Origin of the sequence: Acidisphaera rubrifaciens HS-AP3, from assembly GCF_000964365.1 — a bacterium.
GTDB classification, from domain to species: Bacteria; Pseudomonadota; Alphaproteobacteria; order Acetobacterales; family Acetobacteraceae; genus Acidisphaera; species Acidisphaera rubrifaciens.
This window is the reverse complement of sequence record NZ_BANB01000710.1, coordinates 1-3,670: the sequence shown is the minus strand read 5'-3', so window position 1 is coordinate 3,670 and position 3,670 is coordinate 1. Positions and strand designations below refer to the sequence as shown.

The window sequence follows — 3,670 nt, the reverse complement described above, 5'->3', positions numbered from 1 at the left end:
CGGCAGCGCGCCGCGCCCGTCGAGCGGATGGCCGAGCGGGTCGATGACGCGCCCGAGCCAGGCGTCCGCGACCGGCAGGGTCACGCCCGCCGGCCGCACCAACGCCGCGGCACCCGGCCCGAGCCCCTCGGTCGGGCCGAAGGCAAGGGCCTGCGCCGCGCCGTCCCGGAAGCCGACCACCTCCGCCACCAGCTCGCTGCCGTCCCGCACCGCGAGCGCGAGCCGGTCGCCCACCGCGACATGGCGCGAGAGGCCGGCGATCTGCACGCCCGGGCCGGATACGGCGGCGACGCGACCGACCAGGCGTGTCGAAACATTCGCACGGACCGCACACGCCGCGGTTGTGGCGCGCTTATGGAACGTCGTCCGTCTCAATAAGACACTCTCGTCCGGATTGTCGCAAAAACGGCTCGAAGTTCCCGATTCATTCGCCATTTCACCGCGCAATTTCAGAGATAATACACGCATGATATGAAAAATCTGTAGCGTAAGACCCGCAATGGTTGTATGTCGGGTTTATCAGTAGCGGGAGGGAAGCATGCGTGTGTTGCTCGTCGAGGACGATCTCACTGCGTCGCGCGGCATATCCTTAATGCTCAAGTCGGCGGGCATGATCGTGGATCAGGCCGAAACCGGCGAGGAAGCGACGGATCTCGTCCGGCACTACGACTACGACATCGTGGTGCTCGATCTGATGCTGCCCGACATCGAGGGCTACGAGGTGCTGCGCCGCATGCGCGCGGCGCGGATCGAGACGCCGGTCCTGATCCTGTCCGGCCTCTCGCGCCCTCAGGCAAAGGTGAAGGGGTTGGCGCTGGGGGCCGACGACTTCATGACCAAGCCGTTCGACAAGTCCGAACTGGTCGCCCGCGTGCAGGCGATCGTCCGGCGTAGCAAGGGCTTCAGCCAGCCGAAGCTGCGCGTGGGCCCGCTGCTGCTCAATCTCGACAGCCGCGAGGTCACGGTGGGCGCCCGGCAGGTCCACCTCACCGGCAAGGAATACGCGATCCTGGAACTGCTGGTCCTGCGCAAGGGGATGGTGCTGACCAAGGAGGCTTTCCTCAATCACCTCTACGGCGGCATGGACGAGCCGGAGATGAAGATCATCGACGTCTTCATCTGCAAGCTGCGCAAGAAGCTGGCCCAGGCCGGGGCGGGCAGCCTGATCGGCACCGTCTGGGGCCGTGGCTACATGATGCGCGATCCCGCCGACCGGTCGGGCGAAGACAGGGCGGTGCCGCCCGATCCGTCGGCCGCCCCGATCGTCGCTCCGGCCGCTATCGCCGCGGCGCCGGCCCCGGCCATGGCGGGGGAGGATGCGGTGCGCGACGCCGCCTGAGCCCGGGGGTCAGACGGTGAACTGCTCGGCGATGATGCGCTCGGACAGGTTCTGGTCGGGATCGAACAGCACGACGACCCCGACCGACCGATCCTCGCTCACCGCCACCGAAAGCACGTCGCGCACCTCGGTCGAGTCCGCCACGGCCGCGACGGGACGCTTTTCCGGCTCCAGCACCTCGAACAGCACGTCCGCCGTGCTCGGCAGCAGGGCGCCGCGCCAGCGCCGGGGCCGGAACGCGCTGATCGGGGTCAGCGGCAGCAGGTTGGCCGAGAGCGGCACGATCGGCCCGTGCGCCGACAGATTATAGGCGGTCGAGCCCGCCGGGGTGGACAGGAGCACCCCGTCGCAGCTCAGCTCCGCCAGCCGCACCCGGCCGTCCACCGTGATGCGGATCTTCGCCGTCTGCCGGACCTGGCGCAGCAGTGACACCTCGTTCAGTGCCAGCGCCTCCTCGATCGCGCCGGACGCCTGCACCGCGTGCATGCGCAGCGGGTGCAGCACCACGGCCTGCGCCCGCGACAGGCGGCCGGGCAGGTCGTCCTCGCTGTAGGCGTTCATCAGGAAGCCGACCGAGCCGCAGTTCATGCCATAGACCGGCGTGCCGTGCTCGAGCGCGGCGTGCAGCGTCTCGAGCATGAACCCGTCGCCGCCCAGCGCCACCACCACCCGCGCCGCCGCCAGGGCGCACGTGCCGTACAGCGATTCGAGCCGCTCCCGGGCGCTTTGCGCGAGCGGCGTCGCCGAGGCGACGAAGGCGATCTCGCCCGGGGCCATGCCGGGCAATATGGGGGCGAGGGGCGACGGCGCGTCGGTCGCCGGCGCGGCGGCACTCGTGTCTGGTCCTGGCATGATGCGTGGTCGCGCCGCGCCGGACGTCAGCCGCGGCGCGCGGCGCGCGTCATGCGAGCTTCCGGTGGTCGAGCACGGGCATGTCACGCCGCACCCGCGCCGTCAGCGCGGCATCGACCCGCGCGCTGGTCCAGCCCGGACCGTCGGACGCGCAGGCCACCACCTTGCCCCAGGGATCGCACACGAGGCTGTGCCCATAGGTATCGCGCGCCTCGCCCTTGGCGTCGCGGTGCCGCCCGGTCGTCGCCGGTGCGACGATCCAGCACTGCGTCTCGATGGCGCGCGCGCGCAGCAGCGGCTCCCAGTGATCCTTGCCGGTCAGAAGGGTGAAGGCCGAGGGCAGCATGATCACCTCCGCGCCGGCCCGACGCAGCGCCAGGAACAGCTCCGGGAAGCGCAGGTCGTAGCAGATGGCGCAGCCGACGGTGAGGCCGCGGGCCTCGTAGGTCACCACCGCGTCGCCGTGGCCGTAGATGCGGCTCTCGCCATAGGCGGTGCCATCCGGGGCGGTGATGTCGAACAGGTGGATCTTGCGGTAGCGCGCGACCTCGCGCCCATCGGGATCGAAGGCGACGGTCGTATTGAACAGCCGGTCGCCGGCCCGCTCGCCCAGCGATCCGCCATGCACGAAGATGCGGTGCCGCCGCGCCGCCTCGCGCAGCAGGACATAGGCGGGGCCGGCAGCCGCGTCGCCGACATCGGGAAGTGTCTCGGCGGCGTCGAACTTCGCCGCCCGGTCGCCGCCGAGCCAGGTCCACATCTCCGGCAGGGCGATCAGGTCGGGCCGGTCCGCGGCGACGGCGGCATCGATCAGCCGCGCCGCCTGCGCGAGATTGGCCGCCTTGTCGTGGCCCGGGTCCATCTGTACGGCGCTGACGCGCATCCCCGTCTCTCCCGTTCAGCGCCGCGGCCAGTCGAGGCGCGGCTCGGCCCGCGCCCGCGCCGCCGCCTCGGACCGTTCGTCGCGCGATCCCGTGCCGTTCATCGCAGCGCGGCCGCCGAGCGGCGCCCGCTCGTCATCCGCCGGATCGTACCAGTCGGGCGCGGGGGGCGGGATGGGCGGCCGGTCCGGCAGCGGATCGCGCGGCGCGGGGTGCTGTGCCTGCGGTGGCAGCGCATACCCTTCGTCGATCGGTCGGGGTTCATAGAGACGTCCGCCACCCAGTTCCGGCAGCCGCAGCGCGAGGCTGCGTATCTCGCCCTGTATCTCGTCGAGCCGCGCCTCCATCGCCTCCAGCCGCCCGCGCGTGCCGAGGACACTGAACGGCACGAACAGGAAGGCCAGAAGCCACAGCAGCGCCGGCACGAGGACCACGATCGGGACCCACCAGGGCAGCCAGTCCGGCAAGGCAAACGGAAGCGTCATGCAGCGTCTCTAGCATCGCGCCGCGCCGCTTGCACGCCTGTCGGCGCGGTGGCGGAACCCCCGCGCCGTATCGGGCGCGCGTCAGGCGACGGCGGCCCGCGGCGCGCGCGGCT

Annotated in this window: 4 protein-coding genes and 1 pseudogene; 1 reads left to right on the top strand and 4 read right to left on the bottom strand. The window is 71.2% G+C overall.

Annotation, left to right across the window (positions count from 1 at the left end):
- A pseudogene (locus tag B8460_RS23660) lies at positions 1–435 on the bottom strand (hypothetical protein); the annotation flags it as partial.
- Between the two features lie 103 nt (positions 436–538).
- On the opposite strand from B8460_RS23660, the gene ctrA reads away from it, so the two are divergent.
- Positions 539–1,339, top strand: a complete 801-nt coding sequence (gene ctrA / locus B8460_RS16765) for a response regulator transcription factor CtrA (protein ID WP_048862760.1) — start codon at positions 539–541, stop codon at positions 1,337–1,339.
- Between the two features lie 9 nt (positions 1,340–1,348).
- Here the strand turns inward: ctrA and B8460_RS16760 are convergent, their stop codons facing one another.
- From B8460_RS16760 to B8460_RS16750, 3 genes are all read right to left on the bottom strand, one after another.
- On the bottom strand, positions 1,349–2,116 hold the full coding sequence (locus tag B8460_RS16760) for an NAD kinase (RefSeq protein ID WP_048862759.1): 768 nt from the start codon (positions 2,114–2,116) through the stop codon (positions 1,349–1,351).
- 124 nt (positions 2,117–2,240) lie between these two features.
- Complete coding sequence (locus tag B8460_RS16755) at positions 2,241–3,074, bottom strand: carbon-nitrogen hydrolase family protein (protein WP_048862758.1); 834 nt, start codon at positions 3,072–3,074, stop codon at positions 2,241–2,243.
- Positions 3,075–3,089: 15 nt separating this feature from the next.
- Positions 3,090–3,557 (bottom strand): hypothetical protein, encoded by a 468-nt coding sequence (locus B8460_RS16750; RefSeq protein ID WP_052945276.1) that lies wholly within the window; start codon positions 3,555–3,557, stop codon positions 3,090–3,092.
- Between the last annotated feature and the right edge of the window lie 113 nt (positions 3,558–3,670).

Bases quoted from the DNA above. Each gene is read 5' to 3' on its own strand.
- ctrA (WP_048862760.1), top strand. From the start codon at position 539: ATGCGTGTGTTGCTCGTCGAGGACGATCTCACTGCGTCGCGCGGCATA.
- B8460_RS16760 (WP_048862759.1), bottom strand. From the start codon at position 2,116: ATGGCCCCGGGCGAGATCGCCTTCGTCGCCTCGGCGACGCCGCTCGCG.
- B8460_RS16755 (WP_048862758.1), bottom strand. From the start codon at position 3,074: ATGCGCGTCAGCGCCGTACAGATGGACCCGGGCCACGACAAGGCGGCC.
- B8460_RS16750 (WP_052945276.1), bottom strand. From the start codon at position 3,557: ATGACGCTTCCGTTTGCCTTGCCGGACTGGCTGCCCTGGTGGGTCCCG.